The organism is Leclercia sp. Colony189 (genome assembly GCF_009740165.1).
Classification (GTDB): domain Bacteria; phylum Pseudomonadota; class Gammaproteobacteria; order Enterobacterales; family Enterobacteriaceae; genus Enterobacter.
The window spans coordinates 2,410,244-2,434,631 of record NZ_CP046557.1 but is presented as its reverse complement, the minus strand read 5'-3'; the positions used below and the strand labels follow the sequence as shown (position 1 = coordinate 2,434,631).

At 58.9% G+C, this 24,388-nt stretch carries 22 protein-coding genes; 11 read left to right on the top strand and 11 right to left on the bottom strand.

Features of this window, described 5'->3' with window-relative positions:
- The first annotated feature begins 19 nt into the window (after positions 1-19).
- Positions 20-1,984: a U32 family peptidase gene (locus tag GNG29_RS11565; RefSeq protein ID WP_156654565.1), complete on the top strand. Its 1,965-nt coding sequence runs from the start codon at positions 20-22 to the stop codon at positions 1,982-1,984.
- Here GNG29_RS11565 and GNG29_RS11560 read toward each other — a convergent pair whose 3' ends face one another.
- From GNG29_RS11560 to GNG29_RS11540, 5 genes are all read right to left on the bottom strand, one after another.
- On the bottom strand, positions 1,985-2,215 hold the full coding sequence (locus GNG29_RS11560) for a DUF2554 family protein (protein WP_156654564.1): 231 nt from the start codon (positions 2,213-2,215) through the stop codon (positions 1,985-1,987).
- A gap of 445 nt (positions 2,216-2,660) precedes the next feature.
- Complete coding sequence (locus GNG29_RS11555) at positions 2,661-2,789, bottom strand: DUF2474 domain-containing protein (protein ID WP_103822063.1); 129 nt, start codon at positions 2,787-2,789, stop codon at positions 2,661-2,663.
- Entirely contained in the window at positions 2,789-3,799 is a 1,011-nt protein-coding gene (cydB, locus tag GNG29_RS11550; RefSeq protein WP_156654563.1) for a cytochrome d ubiquinol oxidase subunit II, read from the bottom strand. Before cydB ends, GNG29_RS11555 begins: the two co-directional genes overlap by 1 nt.
- Entirely contained in the window at positions 3,799-5,205 is a 1,407-nt protein-coding gene (locus tag GNG29_RS11545) for a cytochrome ubiquinol oxidase subunit I (protein ID WP_156654562.1), read from the bottom strand. The genes cydB and GNG29_RS11545 overlap by 1 nt, the downstream gene beginning before the upstream one ends.
- A gap of 477 nt (positions 5,206-5,682) precedes the next feature.
- The gene (locus GNG29_RS11540) at positions 5,683-6,711 is read right to left on the bottom strand and encodes an LLM class flavin-dependent oxidoreductase (RefSeq protein ID WP_156654561.1); all 1,029 of its coding nucleotides are present in this window, start codon (positions 6,709-6,711) and stop codon (positions 5,683-5,685) included.
- Between the two features lie 359 nt (positions 6,712-7,070).
- On the opposite strand from GNG29_RS11540, the gene GNG29_RS11535 reads away from it, so the two are divergent.
- From GNG29_RS11535 to GNG29_RS11500, 8 genes are all read left to right on the top strand, one after another.
- Positions 7,071-7,259 carry a hypothetical protein gene (locus tag GNG29_RS11535; RefSeq protein WP_039028652.1) on the top strand — a complete coding sequence of 63 codons (189 nt, stop codon included), beginning with the start codon at positions 7,071-7,073 and terminating at the stop codon, positions 7,257-7,259.
- Between the two features lie 112 nt (positions 7,260-7,371).
- On the top strand, positions 7,372-8,790 hold the full coding sequence (locus tag GNG29_RS11530; protein ID WP_156654560.1) for a PLP-dependent aminotransferase family protein: 1,419 nt from the start codon (positions 7,372-7,374) through the stop codon (positions 8,788-8,790).
- Between the two features lie 291 nt (positions 8,791-9,081).
- On the top strand, positions 9,082-10,227 hold the full coding sequence (gene ydcS / locus GNG29_RS11525) for a putative ABC transporter substrate-binding protein YdcS (protein ID WP_103179710.1): 1,146 nt from the start codon (positions 9,082-9,084) through the stop codon (positions 10,225-10,227).
- 16 nt (positions 10,228-10,243) lie between these two features.
- Entirely contained in the window at positions 10,244-11,257 is a 1,014-nt protein-coding gene (locus GNG29_RS11520; RefSeq protein WP_156654559.1) for an ABC transporter ATP-binding protein, read from the top strand.
- A 1-nt stretch (position 11,258) separates the two neighbouring features.
- Complete coding sequence (locus GNG29_RS11515) at positions 11,259-12,203, top strand: ABC transporter permease (RefSeq protein ID WP_156654558.1); 945 nt, start codon at positions 11,259-11,261, stop codon at positions 12,201-12,203.
- Complete coding sequence (locus GNG29_RS11510; protein ID WP_156654557.1) at positions 12,193-12,999, top strand: ABC transporter permease; 807 nt, start codon at positions 12,193-12,195, stop codon at positions 12,997-12,999. The genes GNG29_RS11515 and GNG29_RS11510 overlap by 11 nt, the downstream gene beginning before the upstream one ends.
- Before the next feature lie 24 nt (positions 13,000-13,023).
- Positions 13,024-14,448, top strand: coding sequence for an aminobutyraldehyde dehydrogenase (gene patD / locus GNG29_RS11505; RefSeq protein ID WP_156654556.1), 1,425 nt, complete (start codon positions 13,024-13,026; stop codon positions 14,446-14,448).
- Between the two features lie 197 nt (positions 14,449-14,645).
- Positions 14,646-16,094, top strand: a complete 1,449-nt coding sequence (locus GNG29_RS11500) for a flagellin (protein ID WP_156654555.1) — start codon at positions 14,646-14,648, stop codon at positions 16,092-16,094.
- A 19-nt stretch (positions 16,095-16,113) separates the two neighbouring features.
- On the opposite strand, the gene GNG29_RS11495 is transcribed toward GNG29_RS11500, so the two are convergent.
- The 3 genes from GNG29_RS11495 to GNG29_RS11485 are packed head-to-tail and all read right to left on the bottom strand — an operon-like array spanning position 16,114 to position 17,006.
- Positions 16,114-16,296: a DUF1869 domain-containing protein gene (locus GNG29_RS11495; protein WP_156654554.1), complete on the bottom strand. Its 183-nt coding sequence runs from the start codon at positions 16,294-16,296 to the stop codon at positions 16,114-16,116.
- 4 nt (positions 16,297-16,300) lie between these two features.
- Positions 16,301-16,654: a DUF1971 domain-containing protein gene (locus tag GNG29_RS11490; RefSeq protein ID WP_156654553.1), complete on the bottom strand. Its 354-nt coding sequence runs from the start codon at positions 16,652-16,654 to the stop codon at positions 16,301-16,303.
- 10 nt (positions 16,655-16,664) lie between these two features.
- Positions 16,665-17,006 carry a DUF1971 domain-containing protein gene (locus tag GNG29_RS11485; RefSeq protein ID WP_103179702.1) on the bottom strand — a complete coding sequence of 114 codons (342 nt, stop codon included), beginning with the start codon at positions 17,004-17,006 and terminating at the stop codon, positions 16,665-16,667.
- Between the two features lie 417 nt (positions 17,007-17,423).
- On the opposite strand from GNG29_RS11485, the gene GNG29_RS11480 reads away from it, so the two are divergent.
- Together GNG29_RS11480 and GNG29_RS11475 are read left to right on the top strand one after the other, a co-directional pair.
- Positions 17,424-17,597, top strand: a complete 174-nt coding sequence (locus GNG29_RS11480; RefSeq protein ID WP_032610845.1) for a GhoT/OrtT family toxin — start codon at positions 17,424-17,426, stop codon at positions 17,595-17,597.
- 84 nt (positions 17,598-17,681) lie between these two features.
- Positions 17,682-18,440, top strand: a complete 759-nt coding sequence (locus GNG29_RS11475) for an alpha/beta fold hydrolase (protein WP_156654552.1) — start codon at positions 17,682-17,684, stop codon at positions 18,438-18,440.
- A gap of 55 nt (positions 18,441-18,495) precedes the next feature.
- Here GNG29_RS11475 and GNG29_RS23165 read toward each other — a convergent pair whose 3' ends face one another.
- The 3 genes from GNG29_RS23165 to GNG29_RS11465 form a co-directional block, all read right to left on the bottom strand.
- Positions 18,496-18,900, bottom strand: coding sequence for a hypothetical protein (locus GNG29_RS23165; RefSeq protein ID WP_197431842.1), 405 nt, complete (start codon positions 18,898-18,900; stop codon positions 18,496-18,498).
- Between the two features lie 345 nt (positions 18,901-19,245).
- Complete coding sequence (locus tag GNG29_RS11470; protein ID WP_156654551.1) at positions 19,246-21,408, bottom strand: virulence factor SrfC family protein; 2,163 nt, start codon at positions 21,406-21,408, stop codon at positions 19,246-19,248.
- Positions 21,405-24,386, bottom strand: a complete 2,982-nt coding sequence (locus tag GNG29_RS11465; protein ID WP_156655481.1) for a virulence factor SrfB — start codon at positions 24,384-24,386, stop codon at positions 21,405-21,407. Before GNG29_RS11465 ends, GNG29_RS11470 begins: the two co-directional genes overlap by 4 nt.
- Positions 24,387-24,388: the final 2 nt, after the last annotated feature.

Genomic DNA, 24,388 nt, shown 5'->3' with positions numbered 1-24,388 from the left:
TAACGGATAACGACGAAGTATGCGCCTGCCATCCCATCATCTTGAACTTTTAAGCCCGGCTCGTGACGCCGCCATTGCCCTTGAAGCGATCCTTCATGGTGCCGATGCGGTCTATATCGGCGGCCCTGGTTTTGGCGCCCGCCATAATGCCAGCAACAGCCTGCGCGATATCGCCGATCTGGTGCCGTTCGCCCACCGTTTTGGGGCGAAAGTGTTCGTGACCCTGAACACCATTCTTCATGATGATGAACTGGAACCGGCGCAGCGTCTGATTACCGACCTGTATCAGACCGGCGTCGATGCGCTGATTGTCCAGGATATGGGTGTCCTTGAGATGGATATCCCGCCGATTGAGCTGCACGCCAGTACCCAGTGCGATATCCGCACCGTGGAAAAAGCGAAGTTCCTCTCGGATGCCGGTTTCACCCAGATCGTGCTGGCCCGTGAACTCAACCTCAACCAGATCCGCGATATCCACCAGGCGACCGACGCCACCATCGAGTTCTTTATCCACGGCGCGCTGTGCGTGGCTTACTCCGGGCAGTGCAACATCTCCCACGCCCAGACCGGGCGCAGCGCCAACCGCGGCGACTGCTCCCAGGCTTGTCGTCTCCCCTATACCCTGAAAGACGATCAGGGCCGGGTGGTGGCTTTTGAAAAACACCTTCTGTCGATGAAAGACAACGACCAGACCGCTAACCTGGGCGCGCTGATCGACGCGGGCGTGCGCTCCTTCAAGATTGAAGGGCGTTACAAGGACATGAGCTATGTGAAGAACATCACCGCCCATTACCGCCAGATGCTCGATGCCATTATTGAACATCGCGGCGATCTGGCCCGCAGCTCCGCCGGACGTACCGAGCACTTCTTTATTCCCTCTACCGACAAGACCTTCCATCGCGGCAGTACCGACTACTTTGTGAATGCGCGCAAAGGAGATATCGGCGCGTTCGACTCGCCGAAGTTTATCGGCCTGCCGGTGGGTGAAGTGCTTAAAGTCTCCAAAGAGCATCTGGATGTGGAAGTGACCGAACCGCTGGCGAATGGCGATGGCCTGAACGTGATGATCAAACGTGAAGTGGTCGGTTTTCGCGCCAACACGGTGGAGAAAACCGGTGAAAATCGCTACCGCGTCTGGCCAAACGAAATGCCTGCCGATCTGCATAAAGTGCGGCCGCATACCCCTCTGAACCGTAACCTGGACCATAACTGGCAGCAGGCGCTGCTGAAAACCTCCAGCGAGCGCCGCGTTGCGGTGGACATCGAGCTGGGCGGCTGGGAAGAGCAGCTGATCCTGACCATGACCAGCGAAGACGGTACCAGCGTCACCCATACCCTGGACGGACAGTTTGAGGTGGCGAACAACGCCGAAAAAGCGCTGAACAACCTGAAGGATGGCGTCGCTAAGCTGGGTCAGACTATCTATTACGCCCGGGATATTCAGGTCAACCTGCCTGGCGCGCTCTTTGTGCCGAATAGCCTGTTGAACCAGTTCCGTCGTGAAACGGCCGAGATGCTGGACGCCGCGCGCCTGGCCAACTACCCGCGTGGCAGCCGCAAAGCGGTCTCTGTACCGCCGCCGGTCTACCCGGAAACGCATCTCTCATTCCTGGCGAACGTCTACAACCACAAGGCGCGGGCATTCTATCAGCGCTATGGCGTGGAACTCATTGATGCTGCGTATGAAGCCCACAAAGAGAAGGGCGACGTACCGGTGATGATCACCAAGCACTGCCTGCGCTTCGCCTTTAACCTCTGCCCAAAACAGGCCAAAGGCAATATCAAGAGCTGGAAGGCGACGCCGATGCAGCTGGTGAATGGTGATGAGGTGTTAACCCTGAAATTTGACTGCCGTCCATGCGAGATGCACGTCATCGGCAAGATGAAAAATCACATCCTTAAAATGCCTCAGCCGGGCAGCGTGGTGGCTTCCGTCAGCCCTGACGATCTGCTCAAAACGCTGCCGAAGCGTAAAGGCGCGTAATTAACGAAAATGTGTATCCGGTTTGCGCGACTTCTGCCAGTGGTGATGTTCGCGCAAGCCGTCTGCCGACTCTTCTGCCACCACCCGTAACTCATCGCTATCCGCCTCGTGGCGCAGCTGCTGCTCGACGTTCTTCACCCAAAAAAATTCATGTCCTTTATGGCTGGCCATCAGTTGGCCGGAGAAAAGGGCGCAGGTGAGCATTATTGTTGATAACGTTTTTTTAAACATCTTGCCACCGGTTGATTACGTTTACGCAGTATGATGCCGATAGTTTCGTGAGGTTATTATTCGGGTTTTTAAAGGCGGGAAAGGATTTGTTGGGATTTGTAGGGATGGGGAAGGTGGGATATGCGGCGGTTGAGGGAGTTCCGTTCACCTTGCGTTCCTTGCTTCTCTGCAAACCACGTCACCCGTGAACGTGTTAAGGGGGCTATCGCCGCCCCCTTAACAATCCCGGCTCCCGGCAAGAAAATCGCCGCTTCGCGGTGCCCTCAGCTTATTCCCTCCGGCTATCGGGTCGGGGGCGATCCTACATCCCTGTAGGTCGCCCCCTCTCGGCGCATCCATGCGCCTCGCCCCGGCCTGCGGTCAACGCTTCGGCGATTTTCAGCCGGACCAGGGAGCCGCTGTAAATTGAGTGTTATGTAGCGGCCAAATTATCGCTTTAAGTTGGCTAGTGTGACTTAAACCCCGCCGCCGTCATCAGCACACGGAAGAAAAACCCCACCAGCGCCAGCGCCAGCACGCTGCCGCCCCAGATAATCACCATCCACATCAGACGTTTCCAGACAGGTTGATTCATCAATGATAGCCCTCCCCAGGCTGGACTTTTCCGCGAAATACGTAGTAACTCCAGAAAGTGTAGACAAGGATGATCGGGATAATAAACAACGCCCCCACCAGCATAAAGCCCTGGCTCTGGGCAGGCGCAGCGGCCTGCCAGAGGGTGACAGAGGGCGGAATGATATGCGGCCAGATGCTGATCCCAAGTCCGCTAAAGCCGAGAAAGATTAACCCGAGAGTCAGCACGAATGGCAGATGGTGGCTATGTGGGTTATCCAGGCAGCGCCACTGCCACAGGCCCAGCAGCGCCACCAGCAGCGGAACCGGCAGCAGGAAGAACAGGTTCGGCAGGCTAAACCAGCGATCGGCAATGGCCGGGTGCGCCAGTGGTGTCCAGAGGCTGATCGCCGCAATGATGACCAGCAGCGCCAGTAGCAGGCGCTTCGAAACCTGACGCATCCGGCCCTGAAGCGGGTTTTCACTTTTCATCACCAGCCAGGTGGCGCCCAGCAGGGCGTAGGCCACTACCAGCCCCAGGCCGCAAAAGAGGCTGAACGGGGTAAACCAGTCGAACGGCCCCCCGGCAAAAGCGCGGCCGCTGACCGGAAAGCCGGTGATCACCGCGCCCACGACCATCCCCTGGGTAAAGGTGGCGAGCAGTGAACCGCCAATAAACGCCTTATCCCAGAAAGGACGATGTGCGGGCGTCGCCTTAAAGCGGAACTCGAACGCCACCCCGCGGAAAATAAGCCCGATCAGCATTAAGGTGAGCGGAATGGTCAGGGCATCGATGATCACCGCATAAGCCAGCGGAAAGGCGCCAAACAGCGCGGCTCCGCCTAATACCAGCCAGGTTTCGTTCCCGTCCCACACCGGGGCGACGCTGTTGACCATCACGTCCCGGTCGTCCGCGTCCTGGATGGCGGGAAACAGAATACCGATACCGAGATCGAAGCCGTCCATCACGATGTACATCAGGGTGGCAAAGACAATAATCACAAACCAGATCAGGGAGAGGTCGATGCCCATTATGGTGTCTCCTTGTGAGTGAATTCAGCGCTCGCAGCCGAGAGCGGGCGCGCCGGGCGGCCATCGTTTTCGGTTGGGAAGCTCTCTTCTTCCTGCGGCCCTTTTTTAATCAGGCGCACCATGTAGCTGTAGCCGACGCCAAAGACCGAGGTGTAGACCACGATAAAGGCCAGCAGGCTGACGCTCATGTGCAGATCGCCGTGGGCCGATACGGCATCTCTGGTGCGCTGGAGTCCGTAGACCACCCAGGGCTGACGGCCCACTTCGGTGGTCACCCACCCGGCGAGAATCGCAATTAAGCCCGACGGTCCCATCAGCAGGGCAAACCACAGGAAAGGCCGGGAGTAATAGAGCCGCTGCCTGTAGCGCAGCCACAATGCGATCGCGCCCAGGAGCAGCATTAGCAGGCCCAGCCCGACCATAATGCGGAATGACCAGAAGACGATGGTTGAGTTGGGCCGATCCGCTTTCGGGAACTCTTTCAACGCCGGAACCTGCTTATCCAGGCTGTGGGTGAGGATCAGGCTGCCGAGCGCCGGGATCTCCAGCCCGTAGTGGGTGCGCTCCTGCTCCATATCCGGCCAGCCAAACAGCAGCAGCGGCGTCGGCTCGCCGGGCGGGTTCTCCCAGTGACCCTCAATAGCGGCAATTTTGGCCGGCTGATGCTTCAGGGTATTGAGGCCATGCATATCCCCGACCAGCGCCTGTAGGGGGGCGACGATCAGCGTCATCCAGAGCGCCATTGAGAACATGCGGCGAATGGCGGGGGTATTGTTCCCGCGCAGCAGATGCCAGGCCGCCGAGGCCGCGACAAACAGCGCGCTGCTGAGAAACGCGGCAATCGACATATGCAGCAGGCGATAGGGGAAAGAGGGGTTAAACACCACCGCCAACCAGTCCACCGGCACCACCTGGCCGTTGACGATCTCATAGCCCTGCGGAGTCTGCATCCAGCTGTTGGAGGCGAGGATCCAGAAGGTGGAGATAATCGTGCCCAGCGCCACCATGCAGGTGGCAAAGAAGTGCAGCCCCGGCCCGACTTTGTTCCAGCCGAAGAGCATCACCCCCAGGAAACCCGCTTCGAGGAAGAAGGCGGTGAGCACTTCGTAGGTCAGCAGCGGGCCGGTAATGCTGCCCGCAAACTGGGAAAAACCGCTCCAGTTGGTGCCAAACTGGTAGGCCATCACCAGCCCGGAGACCACGCCCATGCCAAAGTTGACGGCGAAAATCTTCGACCAGAAATGGTACAGCGAGCGCCAGACGGGGTTTTTGCTTTTCAGCCACAGCCCCTCCAGCACCGCCAGATAGCTGGCGAGGCCAATGGTGATCGCCGGGAAAATAATGTGGAAGGAGACAGTAAAAGCAAACTGGATCCTCGCAAGAACAAACGCATCTAAACCAAACATGCACAACCTCAAGGTCAATCGGTGTGACTGTTATGGTAAATCAGCGCGAAAATCAGTATCAGAGACAGAAAAGGGGAATTTTTGTATAACAGTTTCAGGAAAACAGGGCGTTATCCGGAAGTGTTATAGTCAGTTGCCACCACGCCCGGCGGCGCTTCGCTTGCGCGGGCCTACGGGCAGGGACTTTGTAGGCCGGGTAAGGCGTTAGCCGCCACCCGGCATGATGCCCGGCGGCGCTTCGCTTGCACGGGCCTACGGGCAGAGGTTTTGTAGGCCGGGCAAGGCGTCAGCCGCCACCCGGCATAATGCCCGGCGGCGTTTCGCTTGCGCGGGCCTACGGGCAGGGACTTTGTAGGCCGGGTAAGGCGTCAGCCGCCACCCGGCATGATGCCCGGCGGCGCTTCGCTTGCACGGGCCTACGGGCAGAGGTTTTGTAGGTCGGGTAAGGCGTCAGCCGCCACCCGGCACAACGTTTGTTTATTCGTCCCGCCACCCCATGGCCGGTGCTACATGCTTCAGAATCGACTCGATCACATGCACGTTGTACTCCACGCCCAACTGGTTCGGCACCGTCAGTAACAGTGTATCCGCCTCGGCAATCGCTTCGTCCTGCTTCAACTGGGCAATCAGCTTGTCTGGCTCGGCGGCATAGCTGCGCCCGAAGATGGCGCGGGTTTTCTCATCCAGATAGCCCACGCTGTCGCTTTCGTTACGGCTGGAGCCGAAGTACATCCGGTCGCGATCGTCCATCAGGGCGAAAATGCTGCGGCTGACCGAGACGCGCGGGGTGCGGGTATGTCCCGCTTCGGCCCAGGCGGCACGGTAGGCGCGGATCTGTTTTGCCTGCTGAATATGGAACGGCTCGCCGGTTTCGTCATCTTTCAGGGTAGAGCTTTGCAGGTTCATCCCGAGCTTCGCGGCCCACACGGCGGTGGCGTTAGAGCCTGCGCCCCACCAGATGCGATCCCGCAGACCTTCGGCGTGCGGCTCCAGGCGCAGCAGGCCCGGCGGGTTAGGGAACATCGGCTGTGGGTTGGGTTTAGCAAACCCTTCGCCGCGCAGCACATCCAGCAGCACTTCGGTGTGACGGCGCGCCATATCCGACTCGTTTTCGCCCTCCGCAGGAACATAGCCAAAGTAGCGCCAGCCATCGATCACCTGTTCCGGCGAGCCGCGGCTGATCCCCAGCTGTAAACGCCCGCCAGAGATCAAATCGGCTGAGCCCGCATCTTCCGCCATATAGAGCGGGTTTTCATAACGCATATCGATTACGCCGGTGCCGATCTCAATCCGGCTGGTTTTTGCGCCAATGGCAGCCAGCAGCGGGAAAGGGGAGGCGAGCTGGCGGGCAAAATGGTGCACCCGGAAATAAGCGCCATCTGCGCCCAGCTCTTCGGCGGCGACCGCCAGATCGATAGACTGCAGCAGCGCATCAGCGGCGCTGCGGGTGCCGGACTGCGGTGACGGTGTCCAGTGACCAAATGATAAAAAACCGATCTTTTTCATTCCGGGTTTTCCTGATTTCTGAGAAACAACATAACCCTTACTTTACGGATTACCCGATGAGAAGAAATGGCGTTTATTTCACTGATGAGGTCAAAAAATTTGAATGAATTCAGCGGCTCTGCTTGTTTTATGGAAGGATAGTGTAAATACCGCTTGCATCCTTCCATCATTAATGCGTTAATGCTCTTTCGGTTTGAAATCCAAAAATATCTGAAGCAGTTCCTAAAGCAATCTCATCACGTTGTGCCTCTCCACAGTCGCTCCTGGGTTTTATCTTTACGCTCTGATTAGTTTTGTCTCAGACCCTTATTGCCTTTAAGGCCCATTAGTTTTTACGTGTATACGTACAGGAGATTTACATGAGTTCTACTATCCATTTTCGTTGCCCATGCTGTCATGGTTCGCAGTTCCGTACTTCCATTTTCGACGTGTCTGAAAAAAATCCACACGGTGCGAAGTGCATTTTCTGCAAATCTTCCATGATCACCCTCGACCATTTAGCGGCCTCCCGTCATGCCCGCCAGGTCCCGTTTGAGCTGCGCAAGTAATTCAGTCAGGCGCCGTCACGCCTGCTGACATTCCTCTCTCACCTATAACAGTTTATTAATTCTGCCTTTTTTCTCCTGCTGATATACTATGTAACGCAGCAAGGAGAACCCGATGAAAAAATACCAGCGCCTGGCGCAGCAAATCATTTCGCAGATCGACCTGGGCGTCTGGCAGCCCGGCGATAAGCTGCCCTCCCTGCGTGAGCAGGTGACCAGCAGCGGGCTGAGCTTTATGACCGTCGGCCATGCGTACCAGATGCTGGAGAGCCAGGGGCATATTGTGGCGCGCCCGCAGTCGGGTTATTACGTCGCCGCCCGTCCCAGCGGAGAGCAGCCGATGCCGCCCGCGCAGGTGATGCGCGACGAGTCGGTGGATATCAATACCTATATCTTCGATGTGCTGCAGGCCAGCCGCGATCCCGCGGTGGTGCCCTTTGCCTCGGCCTTTCCCGACCCGCGTCTCTTTCCCTTACAGCAGCTGAACCGTTCCCTGGCAAACGTCAGCAAAACCGCCACCGCCATGAGCGTGATCGAGAACCTGCCGCCGGGCAACGTCGATCTGCGCCACGCCATCGCCCGCCGCTATGCCCAACAGGGGATGAACATCTCCCCGGATGAAATTGTGATTACCGCGGGTGCGCTGGAAGCCCTGAACCTCAGCCTGCAGGCGGTCACCGAACCGGGCGACTGGGTGATTGTGGAGAATCCCTGCTTCTATGGCGCGCTGCAGGCGCTGGAGAGGCTGAAGCTGAAGGCGCTGTCGGTGGCGACCGACGTGCGCGACGGTATCGATCTCAACGCCCTGGCGCAGGCGCTGAACGACTACCCGGTAAAAGCCTGCTGGCTGATGACCAACGCGCAGAACCCGCTGGGCTTTACCCTCAGCGCCGACAAAAAAGCGCAGCTTGTCGCATTACTCGCCCGGCACAACGTCACCCTGATTGAAGATGATGTTTACAGCGAGCTCTATTATGGCCGCGAAAAGCCGCTCCCGGCGAAAGCCTGGGATCGCAGCGACATGACCCTGCACTGCTCCTCCTTTTCCAAATGTCTGGTGGCCGGGTTCCGCATTGGCTGGGTCGCCGCCGGGAAACATGCCCGCCGCATCCAGCAGCTTCAACTGATGAGCACCTTATCCACCAGTTCGCCCATGCAGCTGGCGCTGGTGGATTATCTCGCCACCAAACGTTATGACGCCCATCTCAGGCGCCTGCGCCGCACCCTGGCTGAGCGCAAGCAGCAGGCGTGGCAGGCGCTGCTCCGCCATCTGCCCACTGAGGTGAAAATTCACCACAGCGACAGCGGCTATTTTTTATGGCTGGAGCTGCCCGCGCCGCTGGACGCCGGTGAGCTCAGCGCCCGGGCGCTGAAGCACCACATCAGCATTGCGCCGGGCAAAATGTTCTCCACCTCCGATACCTGGACGCCATTTTTCCGCTTTAATACCTCGTGGGCCTGGGGAGAGCGGGAGGAGCAGGCGGTGATCCAGTTAGGGCAAATAATTAGCGGGATGTTAACAACGCAAAAATAAGTTTTTCTCGCTATTGATCGTAGCCGCTAAATAATCATTTCTTATCCCCTTAATCACGCCGCAATTAATTTGCGGCGTTTTTTATTATCGCTCATAGGAAATATGCATAACCTCTTCGCCTGCTAACCCCTTGTCTATAATCCAGTTACCGGGGAATGCGCCCCCGGTCACAACCTGGCGAAATTTCTCAGGCCTGCCGGGTGGGCTGCAATGGCGCGGTCTACGTTTAATTAAGGAGATATTCTACCGGCACGGCTGCCTTCTGATTTCATTACGACAGGAGTAATACGTATGAGCAAAACATTTGCCCGTAGCAGCCTGTGCGCGCTCGGCATGACTATTTTGACTGCGCAGGCGGCAGAGCCGCCAAAAGAGATCGGCAATGGCGAAGGTCGTCTGGATATCATTGCCTGGCCGGGCTATATCGAACGGGGCGAGACCGATAAAAACTACGACTGGGTCACCCAGTTTGAAAAAGAGACCGGCTGTAAAGTTAACGTCAAAACCGCCGCGACATCCGATGAGATGGTGAGCCTGATGGCGAAGGGCGGATACGATCTGGTGACCGCCTCCGGCGACGCCTCTCTGCGCCTGATCATGGGCAAACGCGTTCAGCCCATCAACCCGGACCTGATCCCCAACTGGAAAACCCTCGACCCCAGGATCGTCAAAGGGGAGTGGTTCAACGTTAACGGCAAGGCCTACGGCACGCCCTATCAGTGGGGGCCAAACCTGCTGATGTACAACACCAAAACCTTCCCGACACCGCCTGATACGTGGGGCGTGGTGTTTAAAGAACAGACCCTGCCGGACGGCAAATCCAACAAAGGGCGCGTGCAGGCCTACGATGGGCCGATCTACATTGCCGATGCGGCGCTCTATGTCAAAGCCACCCAGCCAGATCTGGGCATCACCGATCCCTACCAGTTGACGGAAGCGCAGTACACGGCGGTGTTAAACGTGCTGAAAGATCAGCATGCACTCGTGCACCGCTACTGGCACGACACGACGGTGCAGATGAGTGACTTCAAAAACGAAGGGGTGGTGGCTTCCAGCGCCTGGCCCTATCAGGCCAACGCCCTCAAAGGCGAGAATCAGCCGATAGGCACCGTCTTCCCGAAAGAGGGGGTGACAGGGTGGGCGGATACCACGATGCTGCACGCCGATGCCAAACACCCGATGTGCGCCTATAAGTGGATGAACTGGTCCCTGACGCCAAAAGTGCAAGGCGATCTGGCGGGATGGTTCGGTTCCCTGCCAGTGGTGGCAGAAGGCTGTAAAGCCAGCACTCTGCTCGGCGATAAAGGCTGTGAAACCAACGGCTACACCTATTTCGACAAGATCCTGTTCTGGAAAACCCCTGTCGCCAACGGTGGCAAATTTGTCCCTTACAGCCGCTGGGTTCAGGACTATATCGCCATCATGGGCGGTCGTTAAGCGCAGGGAGCGGAATATGACCTACGCAGTAGAGTTTAACGATGTCTCCCGCCTGTATGGGGATGTGCGTGCGGTGGATGGGGTAACGATCCGGATCCGTGACGGGGAGTTTTTCTCCATGCTGGGGCCTTCGGGCTCCGGCAAAACCACCTGCCTGCGCCTGATTGCCGGTTTCGAACAGCTGAGCGGCGGCGCTATATCTATCTTTGGCAAAGACGCCAGCGAACTCCCTCCCTGGGAGCGCGACGTCAATACCGTCTTTCAGGACTATGCCCTGTTTCCCCATATGACTATCCTCGAGAACGTGGCCTACGGGCTGATGGTGAAGGGGATCAACAAATCTACCCGCCAGGCCCAGGCCCGCGAGGCGCTGGAGAAGGTCGGCCTCAGTTTTGCCGAAGCGCGCAAGCCTTCCCAGCTCTCCGGGGGCCAGCGTCAGCGGGTGGCGATTGCCCGGGCGCTGGTCAATCAGCCCCGTGTTCTGCTGCTGGACGAACCCCTCGGCGCGCTGGATCTCAAGCTGCGGGAGCAGATGCAGTTTGAGCTGAAAAAACTGCAGCAGGAGCTGGGCATCACCTTTATTTTCGTCACTCACGATCAGGGGGAAGCACTGTCGATGTCTGACCGGGTGGCGGTCTTTAACAACGGGCGAATCGAGCAGGTGGATACCCCGCGGGAGCTCTATCTGCGTCCACGCACCCCGTTTGTCGCCAGCTTCGTTGGCACCTCGAACGTCTTTACCGACGCCACCGCCCGGCGCGTCTGCGGCATGGCCGGTAGCTACTCCCTGCGCCCGGAGCATATTCGTCTGGACGGGCAGGGTGAAATTCAGGTGCTGGGCCAGGTGCAGGCGGTGCAGTTTCAGGGGGCGGCGACCCGTTACGAGCTGCGGCTTGCCGAGGGGGAGAAACTGCTGGTGAGCCAGGCCAACCTGACCGGCTCCGCGCTGGCCCCGGGGGTTGAGGCCGGGCAGCAGGTGACCGCGTCGTGGGCGCGCGACGCTATGGTGCCGCTGCATGAGGAGAGGTGAGATGGAGATGAGCGTTTCGCCGCCACCGGCTTCGCACGGCCTGCCGGGACGTCTGTCGGCGCTGTTCTGGCGCAGGCCGTCGTTGGGGCTGTTTTTACTCCTGCTCGGGCCGCTGATGTGGTTTGGCATCGTCTATCTCGGGTCGCTGTTCACCCTGCTGTGGCAGGGATTCTACACCTTCGATGACTTCACCATGGCGGTCACGCCGGATCTGACCTTCGCCAACATCCGCGCGCTGTTTAATCCCGCCAACTACGACATCATCCTGCGTACCCTGACGATGGCGATTGCCGTCACCATCGGCAGCGCGATTCTGGCCTTCCCGATGGCCTGGTATATGGCGCGCTACACCCACGGAAAGTGGAAAGCCTTCTTCTATATCGCGGTGATGCTGCCGATGTGGGCCAGCTATATCGTCAAGGCCTACGCCTGGACGCTGCTGCTGGCCAAGGATGGCGTGGCGCAGTGGTTTCTCAGCCATATGGGGCTGGAGCCGCTGCTCACCTCGCTATTGACGGTGCCGGGCGTGGGAGGCAGCACGCTCTCCACCTCCGGGTTGGGGCGCTTTCTGGTATTCGTCTATATCTGGCTGCCGTTTATGATCCTGCCGGTGCAGGCGGCGCTGGAGCGGCTGCCGCCGTCGTTGCTGCAAGCCTCAGCCGATCTCGGCGCCCGGCCGCGGCAGACCTTCCGCTATGTCGTGCTGCCCCTGGCGATCCCGGGCATCGCGGCCGGGTCGATCTTCACCTTCTCCCTGACGCTGGGCGACTTCATCGTGCCGCAGCTGGTGGGGCCGCCGGGCTACTTTATCGGCCAGATGGTCTACTCCCAGCAGGGGGCGATTGGCAATATGCCCATGGCGGCGGCCTTCACCCTGGTGCCGATTGTTCTCATTACCCTCTATCTGGCGTTCGTGAAACGTCTGGGAGCGTTTGATGCACTCTGAACGCGCACCGCTGTTTCTGAAAATCGCCACCTGGGGCGGGGTGATCTTCCTCCACTTTCCGCTGCTGATTATTGCCATCTATGCTTTTAATACCGAGGACGCGGCGTTCAGTTTTCCGCCACAGGGGCTGACGCTGAAGTGGTTCAGTGTCGCGGCGACGCGCAGCGACATTATTGAAGCTGTGACGTTGTCACTTAAAATCGCGGCTTTGTCGACGGCCATTGCGCTGGTGCTGGGCACCCTGGCGGCCGCGGCGCTATGGCGGTGGGAGTTCTTTGGCAAGAACGCGGTATCGCTGATGCTGATCCTGCCCATCGCCCTGCCGGGGATCATCACCGGTCTGGCGCTGCTGACGGCGTTCAAGACCATTGATCTGGAGCCTGGTTTCTTCACCATCATCCTCGGTCACGCCACGTTTTGCGTGGTGGTGGTGTTCAATAATGTGATTGCCCGTTTCCGGCGCACCTCCTGGAGCCTGGTTGAAGCCTCGATGGATTTAGGCGCTAACGGCTGGCAAACCTTCCGCTACGTGGTGCTGCCCAATCTGGGGTCGGCGCTGCTGGCGGGGGGTATGCTGGCGTTCGCCCTGTCGTTCGATGAGATTATCGTGACGACCTTTACCGCCGGACATGAGCGCACGTTACCGCTGTGGCTGTTAAACCAGCTTGGGCGTCCCCGCGATGTACCGGTAACAAACGTGGTGGCACTGCTGGTTATGCTGGTGACCGCCATTCCCATTCTGGGGGCCTGGTGGCTGACCCGCGACGGCGAAAACGTAGCCGGAAGCGGGAAATAACCTTGACTGAAACAGGACAAAGCTATGCAAACTCAACTGCTGATTAATGGTGAACTGGTCAACGGCGAAGGGGAAAAGCAGCCGGTCTATAACCCTGCCACCGGCGAGGTGCTGCTGGAGATCGCCGAGGCCTCTCCCGCCCAGGTGGACGCAGCCGTGCAGGCCGCGGACCGCGCGTTTGCCAGCTGGGGGCGGACCACGCCAAAAAGCCGCGCCGAGTGTCTGCTGAAGCTGGCGGATACCATTGACGCTCAGGCCGACACCTTAGCCCGGCTGGAGTCGCAGAACTGCGGCAAACCGCTGCACTGCGTGATGGGGGATGAGATTCCGGCGATTGCCGACGTGTTCCGCTTCTTTGCCGGGGCGGCGCGTACCCTGCATGGTTCGGCGGCAGGAGAATATCTGGAGGGGCACACCTCCATGATCCGCCGCGACCCGGTTGGCGTTGTCGCGTCGATTGCACCGTGGAACTATCCCCTGATGATGGCGGCGTGGAAGCTGGCGCCCGCGCTGGCGGCCGGTAACTGCGTGGTGCTGAAACCGTCTGAAATCACGCCGCTCACCGCCCTGAAGCTGGCGGAGCTGGCAAAAGATATCTTCCCGGCCGGGGTCATTAACGTGCTGTTTGGCCGGGGTAAAACCGTGGGCGACCCGCTGACCGGGCACGAAAAGGTGCGCATGGTGTCGCTCACCGGCTCTATCGCCACCGGCGAACATATCATCGGTCATACCGCCTCGACGATTAAGCGCACCCATATGGAGCTGGGCGGCAAAGCGCCGGTGATTGTCTTTGACGATGCCGATCTCGACGCGGTGGTGGAGGGGGTACGCACCTTCGGCTTCTACAACGCCGGGCAGGACTGTACCGCCGCCTGTCGTATCTACGCCCAAAAAGGGATATACGCCGCGCTGGTGGAAAAACTGGGGGCCGCGGTCGCCAGCCTGAAGATCGGCGATCCGAATGACGAGAGCACCGAACTGGGTCCGTTAAGCTCCCAGGCGCATCTCGACCGGGTGTGCAAAGCGGTGGATGAGGCGAAAGCCCTGGGACATGTACAGGTGATCACCGGCGGCAGCAAGCACGACGGTAAAGGTTACTGGTTCCAGCCCACCGTGCTGGCAGGGGCGAAGCAGGAAGATGCCATCGTCCAGCGGGAGGTGTTTGGTCCGGTGGTGAGCGTGACGCCATTCGACGACGAAGAGGAGGTGCTGAACTGGGCCAACGATTCGCAGTATGGGCTGGCCTCTTCCGTGTGGACCCAGGATGTGGGCCGCGCGCACCGCGTCAGCGCCCACCTCCAGTACGGCTGCACCTGGGTGAATACCCACTTTATGCTGGTGAGCGAAATGCCCCACGGCGGGATGAAAATGTCGGGCTACGGCAAGGACATGTCGGTGTATGGTCTGGAAGACTACACCGTGGTTCGTCATATCATGTTTAAGCACTGATCTGTGCCCAGCGCCGGTTACTGCACGGTAACCGGCGCGCAATAATATATTTTATTCAATACATTAACTTAGAAATATATTTTGCTGCCCCTTATCTCAGGGGGAAAATATATCGTTTGGTTTTATAAAATATTTCCTAAATAAAATTTTGAGCGGGCCGATAGAGTAGTCAGACCAGACAAACGGCCCTGTTCATCATGCTTGCTATTAATCATAACGAGATTGCCGGGCTCTCGCTTAAGTCCCGGAAAGCAAACACGACGATGCTTTCTCAAACCATTGAACGCCTGTCATCCGGCTTGCGTATCAATAGCGCGAAGGATGACGCGGCCGGGCAGGCCATTGCCAACCGGATGTTTTCAAATATCAATGCGGATAGCGTTATCTCCCGCGGGCTCGATGACGCCATAAGCCTGGCGCAGACGGCGGAAGGGAGCCTGAGCGATATCGGGAATATGCTGATTAAAGCCAAAAGCCTGGCGATCCAGGCGGCGAACGGCACGCTGTCGCCGTCTGACCGGGAGAGTATCAACCAGGAGTATCAGCAGATCCTGGCGACCATTACCCAGGTCTCGGAGCAGACTGAGATCTTCGGTCAATATCCGCTGGCGACCGATAAGCCGGTATTACCGCCGCAATTAATCGGCGACGTACCGCCGTTAAACAACAAATTCCCGCTAGCCGGAACCGATTATTCATTCAGTTCTGGAATTATTCCGCTGGCCTATATTCCGGCCGGGTCGACGAATATCACCATTACCATTGATTCGCTGGGTCTGGATGACGATCTACAGTTATTTACCCGGGATGGAAAACATCTCGCCGGGACACCTTTATCCGGCCCTGATGCGGATTATACCTGGGTCAGCCGCGGCATCACTGATGGCACCAAAGCCACCGCATCGGTACTGACGGCTAAAAACGGTTTTAGCAGCGGGGCGGTCTATGACGATAGCCAGCTAATTGAGGGCGGCCCGAGCTGGAACCTCAGCGGGGAATCGCTTAACTATAACGGGATGACCATTACCTACAGCGGCGATGGCGATCGCTATGAAGATAAAGCGATTGGCGCCTGGAACGACGGGGCTAACGGTTCGAACCGCATCGAACGCATGACGCTGGATACCGTCACCGAAGATCTGCTGGTGATGGTGGTGGGGAGCGGCTCCTTTACCAGCAAAATTACCTGGGGAACCTTGCCGACGCCGACAATGACCCCGGCGGTTCCGCCGAAGCAGAGCCGTCCCATAGAGGTGGTGACCAGCGCCAATTTTGGGGAGCAGATGCAAACCACCACCATCGAGCCGACCCCGACAGATTTAAAGACGCTGCAGCTGGAAAATAGTGATATGGCCTCCGAGGCGGGGGCCAGAAAATGTATGGGATTACTGGATGCCGCGCTGGAGAAAGTGAGCAGCTATCGTGGGCAGTACGGCGCGATGATGAACCGGTTTGAATCCAGCAAAGCGGTGCTTTCACAGCAGGGTGTGGCGATGCAGGCCGCCCGCAGCCGCATCCAGGATGCCGACTATGCCGCCGAGGCCAGCCAGCTTGCCCGGGCGCAGATCCTGGCGCAGAGCCAGAATGCGGCCCTGAAAATGGCGAATCAGGTGCCGCAAACGGTGCTTGAACTGCTCAAAATGTAAGAAGGGGCGGCGAGGTAATCTACCAGCCGCACACCTCGTGCTCGTTTTCCGTGTCGTAGGCACGCACGGTGTTTACCAGATCTTTCACCACGTCGGCAGCGACATCCGGGACGAGCAGCTCCATAGGGGCATCCGTCTCGTAATCCACCGACACCCCATTGCTGTTATTGGTGACGGTAACGGTATACGTTGCTTTGCCCATGACGTTACTCCTTGTGAGTATTAACGACTTTACCCAAGCCTGCGCCATTCAGCGTCACCTCAGGGTCGGCAAAAAAGTCGATATTGAACACGGTGTCCTCGGTCATGAGTTCGATACGATGCCATTTTTGCGGCGGGGAAATACCGAAACTTCCGGCTTCAATCAACAGCTCCATATCAGATTCGGTGGCGTCGCCGTCCGGAAATCCAAAATATTTTACGGCGCCCTGCATCACGGACAGACGGCCATAGACGCCTGCTTTGGTGTTGTGATGGGTGAAAAGCGCGGCAGGTGCAGTCTCTTTAGTCCAGAAGGGAGTGGCACGGGTATGCACAAAATTGGCAGGAATACGTAACATCGTTAGCTCCTCAGGCGTGAGAACGCCCGGCAAATTTTAGAACCTCGGGTTCAACAAAAAAATCGATATTAAAGAGGGTATCGTCACTCATCAGCTCGATGTGATGCCAGCGTTCAGGCGGGAAAACAGCAAAATGGCCGCTTTCAATGATCAATGTGGTGTCCGGATCGGGTGACGTTTCATCGGTATAACCCAGATAACGCACGGCACCCTGCATCACGCTAAGACGCGGATAAACGCCGGGACGGGTGCCGGTATCCAGATGACGCTTAAAAATGGCCGGCGGGGCAGTCTCTTTGTTCCAGAACGGTGTGGAACGGGTGTGAATAGAGTGTTGCGGAATACGCAGCATAACGTCCTCCCTGTGGATGAGGTCATTACAGCTCGGGTGATGGCTATTTTGTATCATAAATTGCATTTTAAATGCAACTTTAAAGGGGGGCTTTTTCCAGGCTATACTTATCTACGCCGAAGGCCACAAAGGAGAGTCTGATGCTACAAGTCGATAAAGACAAATCCCGCAAAGTACCCGATTCGGGTAACAAAAAGCCTCAACCGGTTAAGAAGTAGAACCGGACTTCCAGGGCCGCAAAATGCGGTCCTGGTCAGCGTTTGTCCCGCCAGCTCCCGCCAAAAAGTTGTAGCAAGATATACCTAACTGTTATTACCACGCAAAAACTGTGGATAATGTGTAACAAAAATACTTGATCCATATCAACATATGTCGCATATTGCGCGCGGTTATTGAACAGCACATTGGGTATTTGAAATGACGTTGTATCAAAAGATGTTAATGTTTTACGCCGTCATGGCGGCCATCAGCGCGCTTATCACCTGGTTTCTCTCTAAAGATCGCAAACGTATCCGCTTCCTGAGCGCCTTTCTGGTGGGCTCCACCTGGCCGATGAGTTTTCCAGTTGCGCTGCTGATTTCGCTTTTCTGACAATGCCCCCCGTTTTACGTTACGGCGATAGCATTCCTCTTTGATGAGCTGTATAAAAACACAGTCGTCTGAAAAGGAGTGCTTATGAACAGCTTTTATTCGCAACAGGCCCGTTGCCTGGTGCGTTGGCAGGAACTGCCCGGGAAGGGGGAACCGCTGGTCTTCATCCACGGTCTCGGCTGCGCCTCTTCCTACGAGTATCCCCGGATAGTTTGCGACCCTCAGTTCGGCTCCAGCCGGGCTATTCTTATCGATCTCCCCGGTAGTGGTTACAGTGATAAACCGGAAGCTTATACCTATCAGACCTCAGCGCAGGCGCAGGTGGTCATCGAACTGCTCAACCATTTAGCCCTAACCTCATTCTGGTTATATGGCCACAGCATGGGCGGCAGCATAGCAATAGAAACGGCTGAACTGGCCGGGGATCGTCTGTCAGGATTGATCGTGTCTGAACCCAATTTTCATGCTGGCGGGGGCATGTTCAGCCGGGGTATCGCTGCTCAGACGGAGGAGGAGTTTGTCAGTGCCGGTTATCAGGCCATGCTGTCGGCGGAAACCTCACCCTGGAAGGGTTGCCTCCAAAGCACTGCCCCCTGGGCAGTGTGGCGCGGAGCAACGAGCCTGGTTAATGGGGTACAGCCCAGCTGGAGCGAGCGCTATTTGCAGCTGAGTTGCCCGATATGGCTGATTTTTGGCGAGCTTTCGCTGCCGGATACCGATCTGGATGAGATGCGCCAGCAGGGTGTCGCAGTGAAAATGATCCCTGATGCTGGACATTCGATGTCGTGGGAGAACCCGTCAGCGCTGGCGAAGGCGTTGTTCGACTGTATGCATCAGGAATAGCGATCCGTCTATGACGAGCCGCAGGGTAGCAGGGTAGTTCCATCAAACGTCTGTTTCAGACTAACAAGATCTGCAACGCTCTGCGATCGGCATGGGTAATATCATGCGGCTGCTCTCCCAGACGGGTTAAGCGTGGCGCAGGGCTGTTAACCACAGTTTGTAGGCCGGGCAAACGCAGTGCCGCCCGGCGCAACAATGCCGGGTGGCGGCTTCGCCTTACCCGGCCTACAAAACTGCGATCGGCATGGGTAATATCATGCGGATGCTCTCCCAGACGGATTAAGCGTGGCGCAGGGCTGTTAACCACTGTTTGTAGGCCGGGCAAACGCAGTGCCGCCCGGCGCAACACTGCCGGGTGGCGGCTTCGCCTTACCCGGCCTACAAAACTGCGATCGGCATGGGTAATATCATGCGGCTGCTCTCCCAGACGGGTTAAGCGTGGCGCAGGGCTGTTAATCACTGTTTGTAGGCCGGGCAAACGCAGTGCCGCCCGGCGCAACACTGCCGGGTGGCGGCTTCGCCTTACCCGGCCTACAAAACCCGACCCGAAAGCCTGAAGGAATAAGCTGAGGGCCACCGCGTAGCGGCGATTTTCTTGCCGGGAGCCGGGATTGTTAAGGGGGCGGCGATAGCCCCCTTAACACGTTCACGGGTGACGCGGTTTACAGAGAAGCAAGGAAAGTATGGTGAACGGAACCACCGCCACTGCCGCATATTCCCCTCAGCCCACCGAGAGAATGGTGGATTAGAGGGGGTACAGACCGCTCCTGTGCCGAGTCTTACCGGCTAAGGTTCTTGCACCGTATCAGGCGAGCAAGGCCTGCAACGCTCTGCGATCGTCATGGGTAATATCATGCGGATGCTGATACCCGATGTTATCAATCGCCTGGGTATAGAGCGCCACCAGCCAGTCATAGACATAGGCCGTGGCTGCATGCACCGGCTGCTCTCCCAGACGGGTCAAGCGTGGCGCAGTGCTGTTAACCACAGGCGTGACAAACACCGGCTGCCCTTTGCGGATGCGGCTGGCCGGGCGGGCGGAAGCCGGGGTCTGAGCGTAGCCGACCCATCCCACAAAATTGCCGAGTGCGGCATGCAGCTGTGCAGCGCTGCTTTTATCGGTATCAACAATCTTTTTTAGCTGCGCCAGCAGATTCAGACGGTAGCTGGCAATCACCAGCACATCGCCAATCTGCTGCAGGATCGCGGTATCCAGCCCCAGACGGCTGGCGACGGCTTCATCCCGGCTCCACTGGCGCAGATGGTTGATCCACACCTGATGGGCCAGACGCGCTTTGTCCGTCGGCTGCAACATTTCATCGCTATCCTGGGCGCTGTCGGCAAACAGGTCGATGGCATCGGTAAACAGGCCGTTGACCTGCTCTTCGCGCGGCTGCTGCACGGCGAGCAGCGTCTCAAAGGCGCGCAGCGGCGGGAGTAATCCCTCCAGCAGCTCGCCGTGACGGGCGGCGCTCCCCTGCAGGGCACGCACCATCGCTTCGGCGGTGCCGCGCTGGGCGTCAGGATCCTGAGTCAGCGGGGCCAGATACCCCCGCATCAGCTGATGCAGTTCCCGCTGATGCTGCTGGCGTAACCCCTGCAAACGCGTCTCACGCTGGGCGGGCAGCGTCGCCTGGGATAACCACTCAATCACCCGCTGCATACTGCTGCTGTCCAGCGCCTGCAACGTTCCCCAGTGCTGACCGGGTTTGCCGAGCAGCTGTTGCACCGCTTCGTCGAGATTGGAACGGCGGGTAAAGCGCGCGTCCTGGGGCGTAATCGCCCACACCAGCCCTGGCAGGGCGGCATCGTCGCCCGGCTGGGTCGCTTTCACCCAGTTAAGCAACATTTTCGCGGTGCGGGCGGTCTGGCCGTGATGGGCAGTGGCATTGCAGATCACCAGGACATCTGGCTGTAGCTGCTGGCGATAGTGCTCCAGCAACCACTGCAGTTTCGCCTGGGCCAGCGGTGAATCGGGCTGCGCTGACGGGGCCGGAATATCAATAATATCCACTCCAGCCAGCGCGCTATTTTCTACCGGCAGGATCAGCTCCCGGGTGAGCAGGGCCAGCACGTCCAGCGGGATGCTGATGGCGTTAAGCAGCTCGCCGTTGTGCAGCGGGTGCAGTACCGCCTGCTGGACCTCCGGCAGGGCGATATCACCCCGGGTGAGGAACCCTTCGGTCGGCAGGCCAAAATTATCCACCAGCAGGCTCAGCGGCGCCGCCAGCGCCTGGGCGTGGCTGGTCTGGTGCAGAATTTGCGCCAGCTTGAGCCACTGCTGGGTCAGCTCCTGCTGTTCGCCCCACAGTAAGGACCAGACGCTTGCGCGGGTACTCAGATCCAGCGACGGCAGCAGCAGGGCAAACTGATGCCACAGGGCATCGTCCATTTGCTGGGCGGCGGCGGGCACCGTGTCGCGCCAGTAGCGGGCGATGGTGCCGACGTCGGCGGCGGTGATACCCGGTACGCTCTGAGGCTGGCGCAGGGCGCGCCATTTCTCCAGACGCGCCTCAATAACGGATTTATCCACCGCCGGGAGCGTGGCGCGGGCCAAGAACACCTGCACCAGTTCAGCTTCGGTGAGCAGGCTCAGGCGCAGCGGAAACGCGTCATCGGCCACCTCCGTTGCGGTGGGGGTAAAGCGCAACGCCATGTTGGTCAGGGCGTGGCCGGGATTGATGTGCGAAAAGTAGTCAAAGGTTCGCTGGCCGACAATCACGTTCATTCGCTGATTGTCGCTGCCGCACAGGGTGACGAGCAGGTGGGCTTTCGCCGCCTGGGAGTGACCATATAACCCGATGGTGCTCCCGGCGCTCAGCGCCCGCTGAATAGCCTTTTCCCGCGCGTCGGCCACCGCCAGTCTCGCCAGCAGGGCATCGGCGTCATTGTCGAGGAGCGGGGCGTGCTGACGCGTTGCGTTGATCCACCCGATTAATGCCTGAGTCGTGGTCGTCGTGGCTCTCATTTCAGGTATACGCTCCCGCTGTCGATCCAGTAATGGCTACCGCTGTGTCGGCGATCGGCCAGAGTATTCAGTTTAAAGGTCAGGGCATCGGCCGGGACCGGCGTACCGTCCTGTAGCCAGGCATCGCTCAGCTCAAAGGCTTCCGGACCATCCTGTTTATTGCCGCCGCAGAGCTTCAGGCGCACGTTAAGCACCCCGTCTCCGGCAATGGATTTCGCCAGCTCCGCCGAGTTAATGCTCAGGGTATAGAGCGGGGTGGCAGGCCAGCGGGCGTTCGCCAGCTGACGGAAGCCCAGCGTCACATTGCCGCGCAGCGGGAAGTGCAGGCGGGTATCCAGCTTCGCCCCCGGCTTGTCGAGGTCGATATCCTGATACCAGACGTTCTCCTCGCGCAGGGTATTTACCGTGTTATCCAGTACCCCGAGGTAGCGCACCGTGGAGTAAGCGCCGATATCGGCCGCCTTAAAGTTAAAGCGCGGCAGGCGCAGATCCAGCGCCAGGCTACAGAGCATCGCCCCAACCGCCGCGGTGGATTTCGGATTGCCGATGCGCCCCTGCTGGCTGAACGGATACCACTCATGTACCCGGTATTTGTCCAGCCACACCATCCGGCTGACTGGCACCGGCTGCAGATGGCGGATCAGCGCCTGAACGCCAGGCAGACAGCCCGGACGCCCGGTGATCAGCAGAATATCGCAGGCGTAGTGGGAGATTGCCTCTGCCACCGCATGCAGCGGTGCTGCCAGGGTAAAGTGTCCGGCCAGCATCGCGTCCTGCATTTCGCGGAAATTAACGTGCAGCGGGACGGCAAACAGGTCGAACGGTGCCGACCCGGCTGGCAGGGCGTGCTCGATGGCCTGTTGCAGGTAGTTCATCACGTTGCGCGTCGGCTTGCGGGTCAGCAGATCGCCAAAGGTGGCGTGCAGTCCGTCGAGGGGATCGTCAACGTCGCTGGCTTCCCAGGCGGCGAGGATCGCATGACCAATCGGCATAAACAGCTGTAAAGCCGTCTGCTGGCGCAGCACCGCCTGGGTGTCGATGCGCCCGGAGTCGCCAAACAGCGAGGCCATCAGCAGAGACGCGTCGGCAATGCCCGATTTCTGCAGCTGGGTTTGCAGGGCGGGCAGCACGTAGCGCTGGATCACATCCAGCAGCGTGTCATCCCCTGCGATCTTAAAGCCTTCGCGGAACAGCAGCTGCGGGGTGATCTTGACGTTACTGCCCGAACCGTCGTCGAGCTGGTAATGGGTGATGGCCATATCGGTGGTGCCACCGCCGATATCAATCGAGGCGACGCGCAGGGCCCGGCCCGGCTGACAGCCCGGCTCCGGCTCGCGATCCGGGCGGGCAAGGGCGGCGAAAAAGGCTTCGGTCTGACCGTTGTAATGGGAGATGGCCTCGTTATAGAGCCACACTAACTGGCCGCAGCTGGCCTCATCCCACTCCATCTGGATTTCCGGCACCGGCACCACGCTCTTCTCCTGCTGTTTACGGCTGGAGAAGTCCTCATCCTGCGGGTGCCAGCCCATCGCTTTCCAGACGATGGCGATGGCTTCAAACATACGGCGGCGGAATATCTCGCGCTCCTGCTTCGGCATGGCCGACGGCAGGGTGAGGATCAGGGTGCGCAGCTGGCGCGGTGACGCCGGGAAGCCCAGACGCAGACGGGTGGCGACGCTGTTGATCTGCCCCAGCGCCTGCGCCAGCAGCTCGCAGAGCATGTGGGTCATCAGGGTGCTGCGGCTGTATTGCGGGGAGAAGACCGGCAGACGTTCATCCTGCGGTAGGGTGAACAGCGGCTGGCCGTCATCGTTCATCAGGTTCATCAGCGGGAAGGCGGTCGCCAGCGGTTCGCGCTGGGTTTTGCTGTTCATCTGGCTGAAACGCCAGTCCTGTACCACCGGGGTTTCATCCCACAGATAGCGGCGCGGGCTGGAGATACCGCTGTTGCCTTCGGTGCCCAGCCGCTGGGTCGCCAGCTTGCGCGCCTCGTCGCCGACGCGCACGATAGAGGGCCAGACAAAGGCGTCTTCGCGGCCGCTCTCCACCGAGAAGTGCTGCTTGCCGAAGCGGGCTTCGGAAAACTCCAGGCGGCTGGTAAACAGCGGTTCGTTGAGGAACTGCGGCTCGCTTAACGAGCGCACCTGTAGCTCGGCGGTCTGGCGCAGTCCGTCGTTGGCGTCGCCATGATCTTCAATGATCACCCCGCAGGTATGGGTGTTGCCGACATCGAGGATCAGATCCACCGGGATAGCCGGGGTGCTGAGGGTGTGGGTAACAAATTTGACTTCCGGCACCGTGAGCTGTTCCCCCAGCATCGCCAGAATGTTCAGCCAGTGCGCCTGGTATTCAAAATTGCGCATCGCCAGCTGTAAATCGCGCTCGGCGCGGTTCTCCACGCCGGTGGCGTACTGGGTGAAGGCTTCCCGCAGCCAGCCGTCAATCCAGGTCTGGTCGAGGAAGTTCGCCACCTCGTCGTCGCGCCAGGCCAGCGCGAAACGGGTGCCGTTGAGAATGTCGTTCTCCACCGGCGACAGGGCGCTGGTGGCGTGGGCGGCGATCTGGCTGTCCAGCGCCAGGGTCACGCGGTGGCTGTTTCCGGCGTTGTCCGGGGTCTCCAGCTTACGCACCTGCACGCGGGCCCAGTTGTCCGGGCCTTCAACGAAGGTGCGCGGTGGGTTAAAGCGAAGGAACGGCACCGGCAGCCAGACACCGTCGAGCACCGCCAGCGACTGCTGAAGCGGAATGGTGCTTTCGGGTTTCACCACTTCTGGCTGTCCGCCGTTGGTGGCGGGCAGGGTATAGCGGCCATTCACCAGATCAAAATCGAGGCGCAGCAGGGGGCCGTTGGCGGTTTTACGCACAAACCGCCCGCTCTGGGCGGAGTCCTGCGGCGTCAGGCCAAAATCAAGAAACTGTACGCCGCTGTTCGCAATCAGCGTGACGCTCTGTTTGTAGTCGCAAAGGTTTACCAGCATAG